Source organism: Peribacillus muralis (assembly GCF_001645685.2).
Taxonomy (GTDB): domain Bacteria; phylum Bacillota; class Bacilli; order Bacillales; family DSM-1321; genus Peribacillus; species Peribacillus muralis_A.
Genome location: NZ_CP017080.1, coordinates 786702 through 803015 on the forward strand (window position 1 = coordinate 786702; position 16314 = coordinate 803015).

The window sequence follows — 16314 nt, forward strand, 5'->3', positions numbered from 1 at the left end:
GAGAACAGAGGGATAAAGTATTGTAATGCTAACGCTTTTATTCAATGAATGGTTCCTTATAGAGTATAAGGTATTACATATTGATTTAATGGTAGAGAGAAAAAAAGAATTTGCATGTGAAGAGGAGTACTTATGAAAATTGGATTGGTAAGGCATTTTAAGGTGTCACATGAATTCCCGACCGGGAGATCTGTGTCGGGGGATGACATGAAGCAGTGGTTTCTCGATTACGATGCTGCGGATATCATTTATGGATCGACTCCATTAGGTAAGACGGAATGGGAGGAATGCTATTGCAGTGATATGCCGAGGGCAGTCAAGACTGCGGAACATATTTATCCTGGCACGATTCACTTTATGGAGGAGCTGCGGGAAATCCCTTCCCCGCCCCTGAAAGGGAAGGTGAAGCTGCCCTTCATCCTTTGGGCCATCTGGATTCGCTGCTGCTCAGTCATGAACAAGCAAACAAGAATGGAAATTAAGATTGCAAAGCGGAGAATCAATAAAGTATTGGACGAGATATTTGCAAAGGGGGAAAGAGATATCTTGATCGTGTGTCATGCCGCACTTATGGTCTATTTAAGGAAAGAGCTGATAAGGCGGGGGTTTGGAGGTCCGAAATTCAAGCTTGCGAGCAATGGAAGGCTATATATTTTCGAAAGGTGATGAAGTATCTCCGCAAGATGATGGATTAAAGAAAGGTCCAGTCATTTTCCGAATAGTTATTCATTTTCCCATGGTTGTAGTTTATTATTGTACTAATGTAATTTTAACGAATTCCATAATGGGGAAAGAGGTTGGATGATTTGGTTAAGGCAGTATTTTTTGATTTGGATGATACGTTACTTTGGGATCAGAAAAGTGTGAAAGAGGCTTTTGTCGCCACATGTGAAGCGGCTAGTGAGAAATATGATTTACATGTCGGCGAGTTTGAGGAAGCTGTCCGAAAGGAAGCACGTGAGCTTTACTCTTCTTACGATACATATGCATTTACGCAGATGATCGGAATCAACCCTTTTGAAGGATTATGGGGTGATTTTAACGACGATCATGACGAATTCAGGAAGATGGCGGAAATTGTACCGGCTTACCGAAATGAAGCTTGGACGAGGGGCTTGAAGGCCTTGGGAATCGATGACCCTGAATTCGGGCTTGAGCTGGCAGAGCGTTTTCCTGCCGAAAGGCGTAAGAAACCGTTTATCTACGAAGAGTCCTTCCAAGTACTGGATGAATTGAAAGGGAAGTACAAATTGCTTTTGCTGACGAACGGCTCTCCAGAACTGCAAAATACGAAGCTTGAAATTACACCTGAACTGGTTCCATATTTTGATAGGATCGTCATTTCAGGAGCGTTCGGGTGCGGTAAACCGGATGCGTCCATTTTTGAGCATGCTTTGGAAATCATGGATTTGGATAAAGATGAAGTATTGATGGTCGGAGATAATTTAATGACCGATATCCTCGGGGCATCAAGAGTGGGTATAAAGTCGGTCTGGATAAACCGCGAGGATAAGGAACGGACTGAGGTGCATCCAACCTATGAAATCAGGCATTTGGCGGAGTTATTCCCCATTCTTGCGAGCTTGGAGGATTGAATTTTTGATCTCGATTGCATAATGAAGCATGGTGCTGATGCTGGAAATATTAGGACTTTGAAATGATTTACAGAATGAAACGGGTGAGATATAGTTACCCTGTATTCGATTATATTGTTCAGACTAGGGGTGTCCAATAAACGTTGGGCTGAGAGAGAAGCGCGTTAAAGCTTCTTAACCCTCAGGACCTGATCTGGTTCATACCAGCGTGGGGAAGTTAGAATCTACTAAGCATTGACGATTAAGTTGGTCAGTCCTGTAGTCATACTAACGTTAGCCAGGTCTTAAATTGGAGATCTGGCTTTTTCGTGCGAAAAATGGATTGGATTTTGTCCTTTTTAAATCAATTGAAAAGGAGAAATGAAATCATGATGGGTAATTCAGTAAACGATTTGAACGTTTCGATTATGTCCAGTTTTGCAGGAAGTAAAAAGGTGTATGTAGAGGGATCTAGACTTGATATTAAAGTTCCTATGCGCGAAATTAAGCTAAGTCCGACTACCGGGACCTTCGGTGAGGAGGAGAATCCGCCTTTACGGGTTTATGACACGAGCGGCCCCTATACGGATACAGGATATCCGGTGGATATTCATAAAGGACTCGACCCGATTAGACGCAGCTGGGTCCTGGAGCGTGAAGACGTTGAGGCATATGAAGGACGGGAAATAAAACCCGAGGATAACGGATACAAAAAAACAGGGTCAAAGTCCAATGCGGATATCTTTCCGGGATTGAAAAGGAAACCGTTACGGGCGAGGGAGGGTAGAAATGTAACCCAGCTTCATTATGCACGAAAAGGACTGATCACCCCTGAAATGGAGTTCATTTCAATTAGGGAAAATGTCGATCCCGAGTTCGTGAGAGAAGAGGTAGCGAGCGGAAGGGCGATCATTCCGGCAAATATTAACCATCCTGAAAGTGAGCCGATGATCATCGGGCGTAATTTTCACGTGAAAATAAATGCGAATATTGGAAACTCGGCCGTCAGTTCATCGATTGAAGCCGAGGTGGAGAAAATGACTTGGGCTACACGGTGGGGAGCAGACAACATCATGGACCTTTCCACAGGTAAGAATATCCATACGACACGGGAATGGATAATCAGGAATTCCCCTGTGCCAGTTGGAACGGTCCCGATTTATCAAGCTTTGGAAAAAGTGAATGGAATTGCAGAAGATTTAAATTGGGAGGTCTTTCGGGACACGTTAATCGAGCAGGCTGAGCAGGGTGTCGATTACTTCACGATACATGCTGGTGTGCTTTTGCGGTATATCCCCCTCACAGCAAAGCGGGTTACGGGAATCGTATCCAGGGGAGGGTCGATCATGGCTCAATGGTGTCTGGCCCATCACACAGAAAGCTTCCTCTATACCCATTTTGAAGAGATTTGTAAAATCATGAAGACATATGATATTTCTTTCTCATTAGGAGACGGGCTTCGTCCCGGATCGATTGCAGATGCGAATGATGAAGCACAATTCGCAGAATTGGAAACATTGGGCGAGTTGACGAAGCTTGCTTGGAAGCATGATGTTCAAGTCATGGTGGAAGGTCCTGGACATGTGCCGATGCATTTGATCAAGGAAAACATGGATAAGCAGCTGGAAGTGTGTCAAGAAGCCCCATTCTATACTTTAGGACCTTTGACAACAGACATAGCTCCTGGCTACGATCACATTACTTCGGCGATTGGTGCGGCGATGATTGGCTGGTTTGGAACGGCCATGCTCTGTTACGTAACACCGAAAGAGCATCTCGGCCTTCCGAACAAGGAAGATGTTCGAATCGGTGTCATTACCTACAAAATTGCCGCTCACGCAGCTGATCTTGCAAAAGGCCATCCGCATGCACGAAAACGTGATGATGCCCTCTCCAAGGCTAGATTCGAATTTCGGTGGAGAGATCAATTCAACCTTTCCCTCGACCCTGAAAGAGCTGTCGAATATCATGATGAAACTCTGCCGGCCGAAGGCGCCAAAACGGCACATTTCTGCTCCATGTGCGGACCTAAATTCTGCAGTATGAGAATTTCTCAGGACATACGTGATTTAGCGAAAGAAAAGGGACTCGGTTTTGAGACCGTAATCGGAGAGGGACTAAAAGAAAAAGCGAATGAGTTCAGGAAAACGGATGGAACCATCTATCAATGATTTATGAGAGAAAAAGTTCGTTGAATCGGGTCATCCAAATAAAGGTTGAAATGAAAGAGCTGGAAGCACAATTGGAGCAACTGAAGAAAGAGCTGAACATCCTTCGGGAAAGTTGCACTCATGAATTTGAAAAAAAAGATTATGTACAAAAATGCATGAAGTGTCACTTAATCGAAAGCCTGCAATGGTAGAGCCCTCTTTCCTGATTTTTCATGGATAAGGAAAAGGGATAGGACCAGTCCTATCCCTTCTTTATTATTGTTTCATCTGATTGATTTCCTGTATGCACTCCTGGATGAGGGTCACTGCCTGGCTCATGGTCGCGCCTCCTCCGAATGCCGCTGTCACCCCAATGGCTTCAAGGATTTCCTGTTCCGAACAGCCTTGATCCAGGCATCCTTTAGTATGGTAGATGATGCAGTATTCGTCTTGTGAGTAAAGACTGATTCCCAATGCAATAAGCTGTTTTTCCTTCTTGGTCAATTGACCTTCTTTAAAGCACTCTTCCGTAAAGGAATTGAATTTCTCGGCAAGATCGGGCATTTTCTCCGTAAAAACACCAATTCCAGCCTTATAATCATGAAGAGCATTTTCAGTAGAATTCCTTGCTTCAAATTCCATTTTCCATTCAGCTCCATCCTAAGTTTTATTCATCAAAAATTAGTATGAGCTAAATGAAGCCTGATTAATCAAGAAACATCGGAGTTTATTATTGACTTGCTTTCACTAAACGGCAAGTGATTCCCTCGGACGGGTGGCTTTGAACCATTGGTAGCAAAGGATGAGGATAAGTACTAGGTCAACGGCATCACCAGCATAGTACATTAACATTCCGCCACTCTCCGCCTGTTCCTTCAAGACTCCGCTTGGTGGATGGGCATATATGTATTTAGAAAGGATATCATGTCCTGCCAATGAAAGGGCGAACACGATCATCCTGAACTTGAAGCTGAGCGGGTGAGGCACAGGATCGATGTAAATCATCGAGGCAGTGAATAGATACCCTGCTGCGAATACATGAAAATGCACCAATGCATGTAAAATGATGTGGTGCTGCATTGCTCCATACAGTCCGGTTGCATAGAGAACCCATAGCCCGCCAATATTGAGAATGGAGGCAGAGATGGGATTGCTTAAAATCCGCAATGGCCAGCTTTTCAAAATTCCCGATAGGCGGCGGGCTGATTGGACATCAAGCGTCCTCAGGGCAAGGGTGATGGGGGCTGCTAGTACCAAGAAAATGGGTGCGATCATTCCAAGCAATAAATGGCCGACCATGTGTACCGTAAAGTCCATATGCGCCCGGTCGGCTATGGGGCCGACTAATGCTGAGGCTCCGCTCATGACGCCAAGAATCCAGAATAACGTGCGGGATGCGGGCCATTTTTTAAATCGGCGTCCCGAATATGCAGCAGCTCCTATATATATTACGATAAAAAACGCGATGGATACCAATAACATCGGCTCAAACCACGTACCACCATCATGAAGATGTCCATCACTGTGCATGACGGTTGTCTGCTTTCACATTAAGTATGCTGCGCCGTGTTTGGATGATCAAGACAATGCCGATCAATATCATGGTAGCTGCTGTAATGTTCCAAATCAAGTCATATGGACGTATATCGACATTGTAACGAATTTGATGGAGACCCATGAGCTTGTGCTGGACGATGCCGTCATACAATTGAAAGAAGCCTGCCCCAAGCAATACGCCCCCAGTCCACCTCTTCAGCCAAAATCCTTTTCGCCGGCGGAGATCGGCAAACATGAACAAAGACCCTACCGTTGCGAACCAACTGAGGGCATGAAATAAACCATCCGAGATCAACCCGATATTGGAAGTGGATTTGTCATAGAAGTGATGCCAATGTAATAGTTGGTGGAAGATGGCTTCATCGATGAAGGCAATCAGCCCGATGCCAAAAAGAATACCGGACCATAAATTGCGGGCCGAATAAGCATAGCGTTTTTCGGTAATGGAAAGATCCTTGTGATTTCTCGGTTTAAACTCCATTTTTATCCTCCTTCTATCGTGACTGGATTTCCTGAATATGGTTCTTATACTTTACCCTGTTTTGTAAGTTATAGACAGGTAAATGGACCTTTTATAGGGCCTTATTTATTGAGCCGTTAGATCCATATATATATACTTGGACAGGACCGAATCATTTGCGTATGGATATATTTTGGAGTAGCATAGTTTCCATCTACAAGACTAATCATTTTAATGGACGACAGCAATATAATCATAAAGGAGTGGGATGCATGAAAGCTGTAGTGGTAAAAAAACCGGGTGGTCCAGAGCAATTACAGTTTCAGGATTTTTCTATGCCTAAGCTCGAAAACGGAGAAATCTTAATAAAGGTGAAGGCTTCTGCAATCAATAGGACCGATATAGTGTCACGGGAAGGTAAATCGGGTTACACGGCCAATCCAATATTAGGGATTGAGGTTTCTGGAGAAGTAGTTGAAAAAGCGGCTGGTGCAAACATAGATATAGGGTCAAGGGTAATGGGTCTTGTGAATGGCGGCGGTTATGCGGAATATGCTGTGATGCCTGCAGACAGGGCAATGAAGATACCGGATAACCTGTCATTTGAAGAGGCGGCAGCTATACCGGAAGTATTCTTGACCGCGTACCAAACTTTATTTTGGTTAGGCGGATTAACGGATAAAGAAACCGTATTGATTCATGCAGGCGGAAGCGGTGTCGGCACGGCAGCTATCCAGCTGGCTAAGAAATTGACAAAAGCAAAGATCATCACAACAGCAGGGTCAAAGGAAAAATTGGATTTCTGTCGCTCTCTGGGAGCCGATGTTTGCATCAATTATAAAGAACAATCTTTCGATGAGGAAGTATTGAGTGCCACCAATAATCTAGGAGTGGATGTCATCCTTGATTTCATCGGTGCTTCTTATTGGGAGAAAAATCTTAACAGCATAAAAACAGATGGGCGCTGGGTATTGATCGGTATCCTTGGTGGAACCATTGTCGAAAAAGTGAACCTTATGGAACTGCTCTTGAAAAGGGTGCAATTAAAAGGCACCTTATTGACTCCCCGAAGTGATACGTATAAAAAAGAGTTGACGGAGGAGTTCGTTTCAAAAGTGATGCCGCTGTTCCTCAAAAATGAAATGAAGGCAATCGTGGACCGTGTCTTCCCTTTTACAGAAATCCAAAGGGCCCATGAACATATGGAGGCCAATAAGAACTTAGGTAAAATCATTTTGAAGGTGAATGAGTGACTTTAAGAAATGGCGGTGTTTACCTGGCCTTTACGGAAGGTTCCCTTTTTACTTTATTGCAGAAAGAATGAAATGAGGTCAGAGCTAATAAATATGTACAAAGTCGAAGCGCTTAAGCGATGCTGACTTAAGGGAGGAACTGGCATGAATGATCTGAATGCATTATTCAGGAAAAGAATAGGCATGAAGGAAGGGGAGAAACTGACGTTTGAAGATTTGGATGATATTCTAGAAAGGACAGGGAAAGCGATTCCTTTCGAAAACTTGGCGATCATCTCCTCCGAGCTTAGCGACATCAACAAAGAGAATATCATTGATAAGGTGCTTGTAAGAAATGAAGGGGGAGTATGCTATGAATTGAATGCGGCCCTTTATTTCTTCTTGGAGGAAAATGACTTTGAAGTGTCCTTGATCAGGGGTGTCATCTACAATCAGGGGTGGATGACAATCGGAAGGACACATGTCGCCATTCTCTTGAAACATGACGGACAAACGTATTTAGTCGATACTGGTTTCGGAGGGAATCTGCCATTAAAGCCTGTTCCGTTGAATGGGGACACCATCATATCCCGAAATGGTGAATTCAGGATCAAAAAGGAAAACACCGAACATGGAGATCACATTCTTGAATTAAAGCTTAAATATAAAGATGCTGACTGGAAAATAGGGTATGCTTTCGATTCCTCCAATCTGGTTGGAAATGTAAGCGAACTGAATGAGGTTCAAACGATCATCAAGGAAGATCCCCAATCTCCTTTTAACAAGCATCCATTAATCACTCGCCTGACAAATGGCGGGAACATCACTTTAACCGACACATCCTTTACACAATGGGACGATGGGAAAGTGAAGAAGGAAGAAATAGATAACGAACGCTTTAAAGAGCTGATGAAACAACATTTTGACAGATAAGCAAATGAATGCAGGAGGTGATCCGCGGTCTTTCCGTGGGTGATTATTCCATCAGCTTGTTCTTAGGAAATCTACTTGAAACAGATGAGTTAGAGTCAATAAGGCGTTTTTAATAGATGGATGGGTAGGAATGAAGGAATGGGGGGGAATTTATGGAAAGAAACAATAGGCTAGTATTTTCCAGATCGAATGCTGGCATGAAACGAAAATTTGATGAAGCAATCACGATTTTGGAATATAGCGTAATGCTGGTTGAACTCTTTGAAATGGAAGAATTCAATAATGTAATTGCCGGACAGCTTAAACTTTTGCTAGGTGAAACGAAGCATACGCGAATAAAAAGGGAGAAAGTCACAATAGATCAATCCTTAATAAAGAAAATCAATCCTCATCCAAAATTATATCCCTTGCAGGGCTGCATAGAAATCGGTAAAACGGGCGCTGCGGAACTTCCAGAAGAACTCTTCGACTACTCTAAACAGAGAATTGACTTAGTGTCCTGGAGAAACCAAGTCATCTTTAAAACCAGCATGGAAGGCAAACCTCTTGAAATGACCATCGTCGACTTCATTAAAGAAGCGGCTGATAAAATCGGCGGGGCTCAAGCTGATTCAAGACTTCCATATAAATCAATGATTGCACAAGAGCATATCAAAATTTTATTGATGGGCCTATCGAAAGGGTTATTCAAGTCGATTGGCAGGGATTATAAACAGCATTTGTCCATGAATCTTGCGCATATCGCCAAAAAGATCGAGCAAGTGCAAGCCTCTGAATAGACATTCCCAATCATCCATGTGGCCCTGGTGATAAGGAACCAATACAGCCACATCACTATGAGAATTTGACGGCACTTTTATCGGTTTAGGACAAGGTTGCCTCAACTTTGTATAGTACTTCTTGCTTCAATTGGAGTCAAAAGGGGTTCGGAATTATAAAATTTCGAACCCCTTTTGAAATTCCCTTCGAATGATTGCCTGAAATTTTGGCTTTGAACCCCCTATGTTAGCCATTCTCGAGGACCGCTTCTGGATAAGCTCTCGTTACAACAGCATCCATATTAATTATTCCGGAAGAATGGGAATTCCCCATTTCTATCCGAATATCGTTTCTTAAACATTTGGCTATCTTAAAGATTAGTGTTGTTTATTTAGCCTCGTTAATTAGGTGACCTTATTAGGTGGAAGAAAAGCAAAAAAGACAGATTTCCCTGTCTCTTAACAATCTCCATATGCAACAATGGCATTGATCTTAGTTAACACTTGAATCATCAAACCGAATTTCAGCAACCTGACCACTATCGATACACCAAAACTCTAAAGTTAACTTTTTCTTGTGATCGATATATCCGATAATATCAGCTCCTTGTTCATGACTTTTGTAATATTTGTTTCCATACAAAGAAAGAACTTTTTCTTTTGTATCTCCCAATTTAACTCCTTTTGCGGTGTGAAGAGGATTATCAAAGTCTTTTTTATCCGTACCAGTTATTATTACCCGCATTATAGAACCTTCATCTTTACCAGAATTAATAGAAGCCGTTTCTAATCCGCCTTTCCAATGGTAATAGTCATATTCATCATTATCTTCTTTAGTCAATCGTTTGTCATACTGTGTTATAAAACGCCGATCATCTATGCTTTCGTGGATTTTCACTCCTCCAATGGACTCGTTGGATAGGTTTGTGGATTTCGTCAATTTCGCTGAATATGCTGAAAAATAATTAAAAACAACTAACACTCCAATTAATAAAATGCTGGTACTTAAAGTCCTTCGTTTTTTACTCATATTTCACCTGCTTTAATAATCATTAGGCACTGGTTCAATTCGTTTATATGGATAATCTTGGAATATCACAATTTGCATATCTGTAGAGCAAATTAGCAAGATTGACGTATAGACAGAGAGACGATTTTTTCCATTGTAAAATAGGAAATGCGTCTGTATCCATATGTATTTTAAAAGACATACGTCTGGGAATATACATATAAGGGAAGGACTAGATGCGTAACAAGCACGCTTGGCTTGATTTCCTCAACACGTGTGCACTCCATAAATTCTGCATATTTAACTGATACGATTCGATGTAAATATTTAAGGAGGTTTTATCATGCAAAATGCAAAAACAAAAATGCCAATCGTTTTAGCCTTATTAGCAGCCTTGATCTTAGTCCTTGGCGCATGTTCCAACAGCGAAAATAAAGACAAGGAACATAAAGCAGAAAATGATCACAGTGAAATGGATATGGATCATTCTGGCTCAGGCGAGGTTCCTGAAGGATTAACAGCTGCAGAAAATCCAACCTATGAAGTTGGAAGTCAAGTGATAATCAATTCAGGTCATATGGAAAGCATGAAGGGTGCAAAAGCAACAATAGTTGGCGCTTATGATACGACGGCTTACTCTATTTCGTATACACCTACAACCGGAGGGGAAAAGATCGAAAACCATAAATGGATCATTCAAGAAGAGATAAAAGATGCAGGAGAGAAAACGTATGAACCAGGAGCGGAGGTCAAAATAAATTCTTCCCATATGAAAGGGATGAATGGCGCGGTCGCCAATATCGAGACGGCAGAAAAGACGACAGTGTACATGGTTGATTTCACGCCTACTTCTGGAGGAGAGAAAGTAAAGAATCATAAATGGGTAACGGAAGGTGAATTATCAGCTGCTGAGTGATTTGCAGCAGTTCATAAAGAAGAGGAGTGGCGATTAAGCCATTCCTCTATTAAATTGTAAGTAAACTCGCAGGAGTATTCCATAGACTTAGACCGTTCCTTTCCGATATAGGGATTTGATTCATATCTTTAAGGGAATAGGTAGTAGCTATTTAGAATTGTCATTAGTAAATACGGAAGTGGCGGTGAGGGCATGGGTACTGAATTAGTGATAAGGCCTTTCATGGATAAGGATTATGCAGCGCTGAACGATTATTGTTTACCTACGGAACAAGCAATTTATACTTCGTTGCCTCTGAAAATCATTGAAGACTTCAGGAGGGATGAATATAATCTTCCCATGATGATAATAGTTAACGAGGATTTAGTAGGCTGTTTTGCTCTATATACCGATAAATCAGGAAATAAATATACAAGCAATGAGAACGCCATCCTTTTTAAGTCATTCTCCGTGGATTCACGCCATCAGAAGAAGGGGCTTGCTTTTAAAGCTTTGAAAAAATTGCCTCAGTTAATCAAACGGAATTATCCGGATAAAGATGAAATCATTCTCACGGTGCATCATACGAATAATCAAGCGATCAATTTATATGAAAAAGCTGGCTTCGTTGATAATGGCTATAGATTTATAGGAAAAGAAGAGGAGGAGTTGGTATTCCATTATATACTGTAATAAGCCAGCATCAGTTAATTTTCGAAATGAATAGAGGTGTAGTTCCAGGCATGCCATCTTTAATGGATTGTCATGAAATAGGCTTGTTTTTGCTAAAGCTCATGAACCGCCTCTCGATAGGCGAGTGCACCATTCGAATTATATAATCCCTCAAAAGAAATGTAGATAACTTCTATTTTCATTGAAAGCTTCTAATAAGCTAACGCAACTTATATTATTCAGATAACTAATATTCCATAAATTTCTTCAGACGGAATATGAATAAACGATGAAAGCTTCGTAGAGATGTCATGAACATAAATCCCGCAATCCAGCAATACGTTCGTATGTTTCTTTAATAAAGTTTCTATATGTCTGCTCTCACTTTGGCCAATAAACATCGTTTGATTCTTGACTGCCAAACCGCGAGTATAACCAAGGCATTTAAAAATATCTTCTTCATTTCTTTTTACTAGGAACTCACCTGAAACGCAATAAAACAGATTATTATCGTGATGCAGTACACTGTGAGGTTGATATAATTTATCATGACAAATCTTAATGATGTTTCTTTCCTGTAAAGAGTATTCCAGGATAACACCTCGGGCGATTGGTTTATAAGGGAAATAGCTTGAGAAAGAGGACAAACTTTTCCTAAGTGGATTTGAGAACATGGATAAATATAACGTATCATTTACGATATATAAATCGTTGACGTGGGAAACATCGAAATTTTCTGGTGAAATTCTGATTTCATCCATTCTCTTTAAATCGTTTTTTAAATGATAAATGCCAATTGAGTTAGTTTTGGTTTCAACAATATAAGCTTTATCGTTGTCTATTGCTAAACCATGCAAATCTAACTCTGTTGATAAAGGTTTATTTTTTATAACCTTTAAGTTTTCATCCAAAATAAAGATTCCATGAGAATTTGAAATTACGACGAAAGAGCTGCCGTATCTTGCCATACCTGTGCAGCCAACATTTAATATCTTTTTCATTTCATATTGTTGATGTTGTATCTGGACTGAATAAAGACCGCCTTTATGATTGCAGCATGAAACTAATAACTTACAATCGTCAATGGGTATCATGTAAGGTCAAACCTCCTTTATGGACATTCCTCTTTAATATAATATGAAATTTTATTGTAAAGGTATGGACTACCCATGTAGGAAATTGGTGGATTTTTTAGATCAGTTTATAAAGCCTGTTCAGGACACATAAAATACAATAGCTTATATGTACAAGGACGGTTCCGCTAATATGGGCCGTCCTTTGTTTTATATTAGTTTGTTTCATGAAAACTTTACTTTTATTTACATAATCCTTATATGGGTGTCAATATTCAGCAATGCATGTTTGGTATAATCGGTTGACGGTTTTAATAGTGAGTGGAATAGGTTGTAAAAACCTTCATTTACAGATAAGTAGCAGGCTGATTGAAGTTTGACTGAAAATAGTGGGAGTGATCAGGGATGGAGCAATCCATAAACATGAATGAGCTAACATTTAGCGAAAAAGATAGATATGTAATCATTACGAATGCCTATCCACATGAAAAGCAATTATATCGGAATGGATTTATCCACCGAAGAGTCAAAGCTTATCAGGCAGAGGGTTTAAGGATCGATGTCTTTGTTTTACATCCTGCTTATAAAAAAGCGGAAAAGTACATCTATGAGGATGTGCCCGTTTATCGAGGAACTGAACAGCATCTGCGCATGTTCTTAAATCATAATGTACATAAAAAAGTGCTCATTCATTTTGTCAATTCCACGATGGTGCAAGCAATAAAAGAAACTAACAAAGATTTACCGATTATTACATGGATACATGGATTTGAAACGGAGGCTTGGCATAGAAGGTGGTTTAATTTTCTTGAAAGCGCTGAAAGCTTACGGAAGATCCTTGAAATGGCGGACGACTATTATGTAGCACAGCTCTCTTTTATGAATTGGTTTTATCAAACCAATGAATTGGATACAACTTTCGTTCATATTTCCAAGTGGTTCAAAGAACATATAGCGGAATGTGATGCGAGAACGAAATCGGAAAATTCAGTAATCATTCCCAATGTAATAGATGACATGCTGTTTACCTTTATGGAAAAGCCAGTGGAAATGAGGGCAAAAGTCCTTTCGATCAGACCTTACGCTTCTCGAAAATATGCCAATGACTTAGCGGTGAAAGCAGTACTGGAACTTTCAAAAAGACCATACTTCAATAAATTGGAATTTGCGTTTTATGGTGATGGACAGCTATTCGATCGAACAGTAGAACCAATCTGTAATTTTGAGAATGTAACCATTCATAAAGGCTTCATATCTCAAGAACAAATCGCGGCATTACATAAGGAGTATGGGATATTCCTTTGCCCAACCCGTTTGGATTCTCAAGGAGTTTCAATGTGTGAGGCCATGTCCAGCGGACTAGTGCCGATCTCGACGGATATCACGGCAATCCCGGAATTTGTCGAACATGATGTTTCTGGCCTTCTTACCAAACCTGAATCTCCTATAGAAATTGCGGATGCAATAGAACGCTTATATTATAATCCGGACGTATTCTTAAGGGTATCAAAACAGGCATCGCAATCGATTCAAGACAAATGTGCCGTTGATGTTGTTATTAAAAGAGAATTGGAGATTATCGTAGGTTAATGGAGGAGGTGGGCAATATGGGCGAACGAAATGAATATTGGCAAACGATGTATGAGGAATTGGAATTACAAATGAAAGCCATGATGTCCATGACATTGGAGCTCATAGAGAGCAATGACGCTGAAAAACAAAAAATAATCGAGAACATTACAAAAGAAAATAATATGCTGCGAGAAGCATATAAAAAAAGTAAGGTGGCCGAAAAAGAAAATATCAAGCTTAACAAAGAAATACGAAGACTTAAGTTATTAGAACATAAATTCAACGTTACATATGCAGGTAAATTCACGTTAAAATATCTTGCGCTTAAATCGTCTATTAAAAAACAAATAAAAAGTTAACATATTCATATCAGATTTCAGTCATTGGAGTGAATGCTTTTGAGTTGTCATGAATTAGTGCAAAACAGGAAGATGAAGGTACTTCTATTTGGCTTTATCGACATGAATTCAATGGATGGTTCTGCAGTATTTTTATCTTCCTTAGCCTCGACTCTTTCGTTAGACCCCGATATCCAGATAGATTTACTTTTAGCTAGTCCAGTTAAGCGAGATATATTGATTCGACCTCTTGAGAAATGTGACAATATCAAAATTCTTAATCCTTTTGTCGACCCTTTTTTTTATGCCACCGATGAGGAATGGGTGAAAAAGGGAGTGATTGATTTTGATATTGCTGAAATGCTCATTTCACATTATTGGGGTGAAAATGAATATGATTGGCTATTCGTAAGAAGTATTGAGACTGTTGAAAAGATAGTAAAGTATAAGCATATCATAAGAAAGTCATTAGTGTATGCGACAGGATTGACTCATTTAGGACAGGCCGTTCATGATGAAAAGTTTAGGAGCATAAAAAATATATACAATCAATGTGCCTATTTCTTATGTCAAACAGAAGAGATGTGCGAATTTGTCATTGATATTCTTAATTTGGATAAAGAAAAAAACAAAGTTTCCCTGCTTACTCCGATGATACCGGACATTGAATCAGCGGGAGGGGACGCCAAGGTAAAACAGAAACTCGTATATACAGGGAAGTTTGATCCTGATTGGAAGACGATTCCTATCATTACGGCTTTTAAAGAATTAAAACGCGAGATTCCTAAGCTTTCACTCCATGTTGCCGGGGATAAGTTCAAGTGGGGTAACGGTGATTCTACGTTTAAGGAAGAAGCTAAATATCTCCTGGAAAATACAGAAGGGCTTGAATGGTACGGGGCAATGACCAGGGAGAATGCACAGCAACTAATCGTGAACAGTGATATTGGGATAACTTGGAGAAGTAGGGAAATGGACAGCAGTCTGGAACTGTCCACGAAGCTATTGGAATACGGAATGTTAAGGAAGGCCGTAATAATGAATCCAACCAAAATGCATGTCAAGCTTTTTGGTGAAGATTACCCTTTATATGCAGCTACAGAGAAGGATTTCCGTGATTCAGTCAGGTTAGCTTTAAGCGATAAGGTTATATATGAGTTTGCAGCTAACCGAATGCATCAAGTTAGCAGGCAGTTTATGTTTTCGGAAGCAATAAAAAAACTGCAAGGATTATTATGGAGCAGACATATTTCTGATTATTTGGATGAACGTGGAGACGTGTATTATATGGATGAAGATGATTTTGGTGTTCTGAAACAGCATGTACGAACACATCAGGTGAAAATAATGCCAACAGATAATATGAATGTCGAAGACGTTTTTAGCTATATTTTTAATAACATACCTGAAGATGTAAAAAAAGTAGAAAAAGTAGTCAAACTATCTGGGGTTGGCCAGATCATTCAAGCAGAAAAAGCAGGATGCTTCACTTTCCTACAAATTCATAAAAGTGATCAAAGTTTTGAACAAAACGTTCAAAATAACTTGCCCTATCTAAATACTATAGGATTTAAGACAAATAGCGGTCCGAAATTAAGACCAAAAGACATCGAAATTCCAGTGAAAGAAAGGATAATTGTCGATAATAACACGAATGAAATAAAAGTTAAAAATAAAGAATTGCTTAATGAAGTAAAGCAATTAAAAAAGCTGAACGCCGTGCAGCTTAAACAAATGACCAAGTTAGAAAAACAAAATTTGGCGCTTGGCCGTAAATACGATTCACTTTCGAAGTCGAAATTGGGTAAGGTGACATTTAAATATTGGGATCTAAGAAAAAGGCTTAACTTTTAGCAAGAAGGGCGGGACGTTAAAATCGATATCATCTCTTTTTCGATTGTCCAAGTCCAATTTGTTCAGCAGGATATATCACTCAAGAAATAGAATATAGTGGAGTTGGGTTACGAAAATCAAAAAAGCAAAGATTGAGGAAACCATAACGGAAACCTTGTATTCCTCAATCGCCGCTAAACGGAGACTTTTCAAGAATATGATCTATAAAGCAATAAAACGATTAGCGGCAGGGAATAT

The 16314-nt window shown here is 40.2% G+C and carries 17 protein-coding genes and 1 riboswitch; of the genes, 12 read left to right on the forward strand and 5 right to left on the reverse strand.

The window, feature by feature from the left end; translation table 11 throughout:
- Positions 1-132: 132 nt before the first annotated feature.
- The 4 genes from ABE28_RS03800 to ABE28_RS03815 all read left to right on the forward strand — a co-directional run bounded on the left by ABE28_RS03800 (position 133) and on the right by ABE28_RS03815 (position 3936).
- Positions 133-666: a histidine phosphatase family protein gene (locus ABE28_RS03800; protein WP_064462050.1), complete on the forward strand. Its 534-nt coding sequence runs from the start codon at positions 133-135 to the stop codon at positions 664-666.
- A 140-nt stretch (positions 667-806) separates the two neighbouring features.
- Positions 807-1595: an HAD family hydrolase gene (locus ABE28_RS03805; protein WP_064462089.1), complete on the forward strand. Its 789-nt coding sequence runs from the start codon at positions 807-809 to the stop codon at positions 1593-1595.
- A gap of 115 nt (positions 1596-1710) precedes the next feature.
- Positions 1711-1827, forward strand: a riboswitch (TPP riboswitch).
- A gap of 136 nt (positions 1828-1963) precedes the next feature.
- The gene (gene thiC, locus ABE28_RS03810) at positions 1964-3745 is read left to right on the forward strand and encodes a phosphomethylpyrimidine synthase ThiC (protein ID WP_064462088.1); all 1782 of its coding nucleotides are present in this window, start codon (positions 1964-1966) and stop codon (positions 3743-3745) included.
- Positions 3742-3936, forward strand: coding sequence for a hypothetical protein (locus ABE28_RS03815; RefSeq protein ID WP_064462049.1), 195 nt, complete (start codon positions 3742-3744; stop codon positions 3934-3936). The genes thiC and ABE28_RS03815 overlap by 4 nt, the downstream gene beginning before the upstream one ends.
- Before the next feature lie 64 nt (positions 3937-4000).
- Here the strand turns inward: ABE28_RS03815 and ABE28_RS03820 are convergent, their stop codons facing one another.
- The 3 genes from ABE28_RS03820 to ABE28_RS03830 form a co-directional block, all read right to left on the reverse strand.
- Complete coding sequence (locus ABE28_RS03820; protein WP_064462048.1) at positions 4001-4366, reverse strand: carboxymuconolactone decarboxylase family protein; 366 nt, start codon at positions 4364-4366, stop codon at positions 4001-4003.
- A 105-nt stretch (positions 4367-4471) separates the two neighbouring features.
- Positions 4472-5254: a cytochrome c oxidase assembly protein gene (locus ABE28_RS03825; RefSeq protein ID WP_064462047.1), complete on the reverse strand. Its 783-nt coding sequence runs from the start codon at positions 5252-5254 to the stop codon at positions 4472-4474.
- On the reverse strand, positions 5244-5762 hold the full coding sequence (locus ABE28_RS03830; protein WP_064462046.1) for a DUF2243 domain-containing protein: 519 nt from the start codon (positions 5760-5762) through the stop codon (positions 5244-5246). Before ABE28_RS03830 ends, ABE28_RS03825 begins: the two co-directional genes overlap by 11 nt.
- A gap of 251 nt (positions 5763-6013) precedes the next feature.
- Here ABE28_RS03830 and ABE28_RS03835 point away from each other — a divergent pair, with 251 nt between their 5' ends.
- From ABE28_RS03835 to ABE28_RS03845, 3 genes are all read left to right on the forward strand, one after another.
- Positions 6014-6994, forward strand: coding sequence for an NAD(P)H-quinone oxidoreductase (locus tag ABE28_RS03835; RefSeq protein ID WP_064462045.1), 981 nt, complete (start codon positions 6014-6016; stop codon positions 6992-6994).
- Positions 6995-7138: 144 nt separating this feature from the next.
- Positions 7139-7906 carry an arylamine N-acetyltransferase family protein gene (locus ABE28_RS03840; RefSeq protein ID WP_064462044.1) on the forward strand — a complete coding sequence of 256 codons (768 nt, stop codon included), beginning with the start codon at positions 7139-7141 and terminating at the stop codon, positions 7904-7906.
- 152 nt (positions 7907-8058) lie between these two features.
- Positions 8059-8685: a hypothetical protein gene (locus ABE28_RS03845; protein ID WP_064462043.1), complete on the forward strand. Its 627-nt coding sequence runs from the start codon at positions 8059-8061 to the stop codon at positions 8683-8685.
- A 472-nt stretch (positions 8686-9157) separates the two neighbouring features.
- Here the strand turns inward: ABE28_RS03845 and ABE28_RS03850 are convergent, their stop codons facing one another.
- Positions 9158-9694 (reverse strand): hypothetical protein, encoded by a 537-nt coding sequence (locus ABE28_RS03850; RefSeq protein WP_064462042.1) that lies wholly within the window; start codon positions 9692-9694, stop codon positions 9158-9160.
- Positions 9695-10016: 322 nt separating this feature from the next.
- Here ABE28_RS03850 and ABE28_RS03855 point away from each other — a divergent pair, with 322 nt between their 5' ends.
- Positions 10017-10589 (forward strand): YdhK family protein, encoded by a 573-nt coding sequence (locus ABE28_RS03855; RefSeq protein WP_064462041.1) that lies wholly within the window; start codon positions 10017-10019, stop codon positions 10587-10589.
- Between the two features lie 192 nt (positions 10590-10781).
- Positions 10782-11261, forward strand: a complete 480-nt coding sequence (locus ABE28_RS03860) for a GNAT family N-acetyltransferase (RefSeq protein ID WP_064462040.1) — start codon at positions 10782-10784, stop codon at positions 11259-11261.
- Positions 11262-11479: 218 nt separating this feature from the next.
- Here the strand turns inward: ABE28_RS03860 and ABE28_RS03865 are convergent, their stop codons facing one another.
- Complete coding sequence (locus tag ABE28_RS03865; protein WP_064462039.1) at positions 11480-12334, reverse strand: DUF4915 domain-containing protein; 855 nt, start codon at positions 12332-12334, stop codon at positions 11480-11482.
- Between the two features lie 384 nt (positions 12335-12718).
- Here ABE28_RS03865 and ABE28_RS03870 point away from each other — a divergent pair, with 384 nt between their 5' ends.
- From ABE28_RS03870 to ABE28_RS03880, 3 genes are all read left to right on the forward strand, one after another.
- Positions 12719-13903, forward strand: a complete 1185-nt coding sequence (locus ABE28_RS03870) for a glycosyltransferase family 4 protein (protein ID WP_257390694.1) — start codon at positions 12719-12721, stop codon at positions 13901-13903.
- A gap of 17 nt (positions 13904-13920) precedes the next feature.
- A complete protein-coding gene (locus tag ABE28_RS03875; protein WP_064462038.1) occupies positions 13921-14244 on the forward strand; it encodes a hypothetical protein in 324 nt (107 codons plus the stop codon).
- A gap of 102 nt (positions 14245-14346) precedes the next feature.
- A complete protein-coding gene (locus ABE28_RS03880; RefSeq protein WP_156775679.1) occupies positions 14347-16077 on the forward strand; it encodes a glycosyltransferase family protein in 1731 nt (576 codons plus the stop codon).
- The last annotated feature ends 237 nt before the right edge of the window (positions 16078-16314 follow it).

Coding starts and splice junctions, on each gene's coding strand:
- ABE28_RS03800 (WP_064462050.1), top strand. CDS start 133: ATGAAAATTGGATTGGTAAGGCATTTTAAGGTGTCACATGAATTCCCG.
- thiC (WP_064462088.1), top strand. CDS start 1,964: ATGATGGGTAATTCAGTAAACGATTTGAACGTTTCGATTATGTCCAGT.
- ABE28_RS03815 (WP_064462049.1), top strand. CDS start 3,742: ATGATTTATGAGAGAAAAAGTTCGTTGAATCGGGTCATCCAAATAAAG.
- ABE28_RS03820 (WP_064462048.1), bottom strand. CDS start 4,366: ATGGAATTTGAAGCAAGGAATTCTACTGAAAATGCTCTTCATGATTAT.
- ABE28_RS03825 (WP_064462047.1), bottom strand. CDS start 5,254: ATGCACAGTGATGGACATCTTCATGATGGTGGTACGTGGTTTGAGCCG.
- ABE28_RS03830 (WP_064462046.1), bottom strand. CDS start 5,762: ATGGAGTTTAAACCGAGAAATCACAAGGATCTTTCCATTACCGAAAAA.
- ABE28_RS03835 (WP_064462045.1), top strand. CDS start 6,014: ATGAAAGCTGTAGTGGTAAAAAAACCGGGTGGTCCAGAGCAATTACAG.
- ABE28_RS03840 (WP_064462044.1), top strand. CDS start 7,139: ATGAATGATCTGAATGCATTATTCAGGAAAAGAATAGGCATGAAGGAA.
- ABE28_RS03845 (WP_064462043.1), top strand. CDS start 8,059: ATGGAAAGAAACAATAGGCTAGTATTTTCCAGATCGAATGCTGGCATG.
- ABE28_RS03850 (WP_064462042.1), bottom strand. CDS start 9,694: ATGAGTAAAAAACGAAGGACTTTAAGTACCAGCATTTTATTAATTGGA.
- ABE28_RS03855 (WP_064462041.1), top strand. CDS start 10,017: ATGCAAAATGCAAAAACAAAAATGCCAATCGTTTTAGCCTTATTAGCA.
- ABE28_RS03860 (WP_064462040.1), top strand. CDS start 10,782: ATGGGTACTGAATTAGTGATAAGGCCTTTCATGGATAAGGATTATGCA.
- ABE28_RS03865 (WP_064462039.1), bottom strand. CDS start 12,334: ATGATACCCATTGACGATTGTAAGTTATTAGTTTCATGCTGCAATCAT.
- ABE28_RS03870 (WP_257390694.1), top strand. CDS start 12,719: ATGGAGCAATCCATAAACATGAATGAGCTAACATTTAGCGAAAAAGAT.
- ABE28_RS03875 (WP_064462038.1), top strand. CDS start 13,921: ATGGGCGAACGAAATGAATATTGGCAAACGATGTATGAGGAATTGGAA.
- ABE28_RS03880 (WP_156775679.1), top strand. CDS start 14,347: ATGAATTCAATGGATGGTTCTGCAGTATTTTTATCTTCCTTAGCCTCG.